This is a genomic window from Actinoplanes sp. NPDC051633, from assembly GCF_040681735.1.
Lineage (GTDB): Bacteria > Actinomycetota > Actinomycetes > Mycobacteriales > Micromonosporaceae > Actinoplanes.
Genome location: NZ_JBFAZH010001166.1, coordinates 1 through 2,401 on the forward strand (window position 1 = coordinate 1; position 2,401 = coordinate 2,401).

Below are 2,401 nucleotides of genomic sequence, written 5' to 3' on the forward strand. Positions count from 1 at the left end.
TTTTTCGTGGCTGTTTTTTTTGTGTGTTTTTGGCGCTTGTTTGCGGGCGCTTTATTGGTGCCCTCGCCGGCGCGGGCCCGCCGTGCCGCGCGCGGGGGGGGGCCGTCGTTTCGGTGAAGATCGACTCGTGTTCTGGACCGCCAACTTCACCCGCTACTTCATCGCCCGAGCGGTTTCGGTCTTCGGCGACGCGATGTACGCGGTGGCCGCGGCCCTCGCCGTCGGGGAGCTCTACGGCGCGACCGGCGTCGGCGTCGTGCTCGCCGCGTGGATGATCCCGTTCCTCGGCTTCATCCTCTTCGGCGGCGTGTTCGCCGACCGGATCGGCGCACGCCCGCTGATGATCGCCGCCGACACCGTGCGGCTGCTCGCCCAGGGCGTCGCCGCCGTCGCGTTCTTCACCGGCACCCCGGCCCTGGCCCTGCTGATCGCCTGTTCGGCGGTGAGCGGCGCGGCGTCGGCGATGTTCCAGCCCGGTGTCAACGGCCTCGTCCCGCTGGTCACCGACGAGCCGCAGCGGGCCAACGCCACGATCCGGGTCGCGAACGCCATCGCCGAGCTGCTCGGTCCGGCCGCCGCCGGGCTGCTGTTCGGGTTCTTCGGCGCCGGCGTGGTCTACACCGTGGACGCCGCGACGTTCGCCGTCAGCGCCCTCTGCCTCGCCGGTCTGCGGGTCGAGCAGGTGGTCCAGCGCGGCTCGTCGCCGCTGCGGGACCTGGTCGAGGGCTGGCAGGGCTTCCGGGAGCGCACCTGGATCTGGAGCGTGATCCTGATCTGGATCGTCTTCGGGATCTTCCTGTTCGGCCCGCTCATCCCGCTCGGCTCGACCGTGGTGAGCGCGGAGCTGGGCGCCCCCGCGTACGGGTGGATGCAGTCGGCCATGGGCGCCGGCACCATCCTCGGCGGCCTGGCCGCCCTCCGGTTCCGTCCGCAGCGGCCGCTGGCGGCCGGTGGCGTGGCGATGTTCCTCTTCGTGCTGCAGCCGCTGGCGATCGCGCTGCACGCCGGTCTGCCGCTGCTGCTCACCGGCGCCGCTCTCAGCGGGTTCGGCTGGGCGTTCTGGTCGATCCAATGGCAGACCAGCGTGCAGACCCAGGTGCCGCCGACCATGCTCAACCGGATCACGTCCTACGAGGTGCTGGGCTCGGACGCGAGCCTGCCGATCGGGCAGTCGCTGGCGGGGCCGGTGGCCGGTGCCGTCGGTGCGGAGCGCGTGCTCGGCGCCTCGGTGGTGGTCGGCGTGCTCGGCTGCGTCACGCTGTTGCTGGTCGGCCCGGTCCGCCGGCTGCGCCGGATTTAATTCGGTTGCGCTGCCGTTCCGGGCCCGGCAATCTGGCTCGTGTCCGTCCGGCTCGCCGTTCGCCGGGTCTCGAGGAGAAGGAGGTGCGTGACATGGCCGTCATGGTCTTTCGCCGTGCCCTGATCACCCTTTCTTTCTGCTCCGAGGAGACCCCGAAGTGCGCGAGCACACCATGCGCCGTGGACGGCGCAAGTTCGACGACGACGACTACGACTTCGTGAAGATGGGCGCGGGTGAGCCGCGCCTCAAAGAAGATCCCGACCTTCCCGACGAGGGTGACCGCTGGTCCACCTGGGATGGCGCGCTGCACGGCCCCAAACCCAGACCCGATTGGGTACGCACCGAGTACGGCGCCGTGGACACCGAGCTCGGGATGCTCAAGACCGGCAAGGAAGCCGACGTCTACCTGGTCCGCCGGGCGATCCCGGACACCGACCGGACCAGCATGCTGGCCGTGAAGCGGTACCGCGACGGCAAGCACCGGATGTTCCACCGCGACGCCGGCTACCTCGAGGGGCGCCGGGTCCGCCGGTCCCGCGAGATGCGGGCGATGAACAGCCGCACCGCGTTCGGCAAGGAGATGATCTCCGCGCAGTGGGCGATCGCCGAGTTCGGCGCGCTGTCCCACCTGTGGGAGGTCGGCCTGGAGAGCGGGCTGGTCCGGGTGCCGTACCCGGTGCAGCTCATCGGCACCGAGCTGATGATGGAGTTCATCGGCGACTGGGAGACCGGCGAGGCCGCGCCGCGCCTCGCACAGGTGCGCGCCGACCGCGAGGTCCTCGAGGACCTGTGGCAGCAGATGGTGGACGCGCTGTCGGTGATGGCCCGGGCGCAGATCGCGCACGGTGACCTCTCGCCGTACAACACGATGGTCCACGACGGCCGGCTGGTGCTGATCGACCTGCCGCAGATCGTGGACGTGATCGCCAACCCGGCGGGCGGCGACTTCATCGCCCGCGACGTCCGCAACGTGGCGGCCTGGTTCACCTCACGCGGGCTGTCGATCGACGTGACCGAGCTGATCGAGCGCCTGCACTACGAAGCGGGTCTGCTGTGACACGGTCGGCCAGGCGTCCCGCGCCGCGGCCACCCAGTCCGAGG

Annotated in this window: 2 protein-coding genes; both read left to right on the forward strand. The window is 70.5% G+C overall.

All coding sequences use genetic code 11. From position 1 onward, the window contains the following. The first annotated feature begins 127 nt into the window (after nt 1-127). On the forward strand, nt 128-1,300 hold the full coding sequence (locus AB0M20_RS38480; RefSeq protein ID WP_364305854.1) for an MFS transporter: 1,173 nt from the start codon (nt 128-130) through the stop codon (nt 1,298-1,300). A gap of 172 nt (nt 1,301-1,472) precedes the next feature. Then, a complete protein-coding gene (locus AB0M20_RS38485) occupies nt 1,473-2,357 on the forward strand; it encodes an RIO1 family regulatory kinase/ATPase (protein WP_364305856.1) in 885 nt (294 codons plus the stop codon). Nucleotides 2,358-2,401: the final 44 nt, after the last annotated feature.

Excerpts from the sequence above, each read along its gene's own strand:
- AB0M20_RS38485 (WP_364305856.1), top strand. The coding sequence starts at position 1,473 with ATGCGCCGTGGACGGCGCAAGTTCGACGACGACGACTACGACTTCGTG.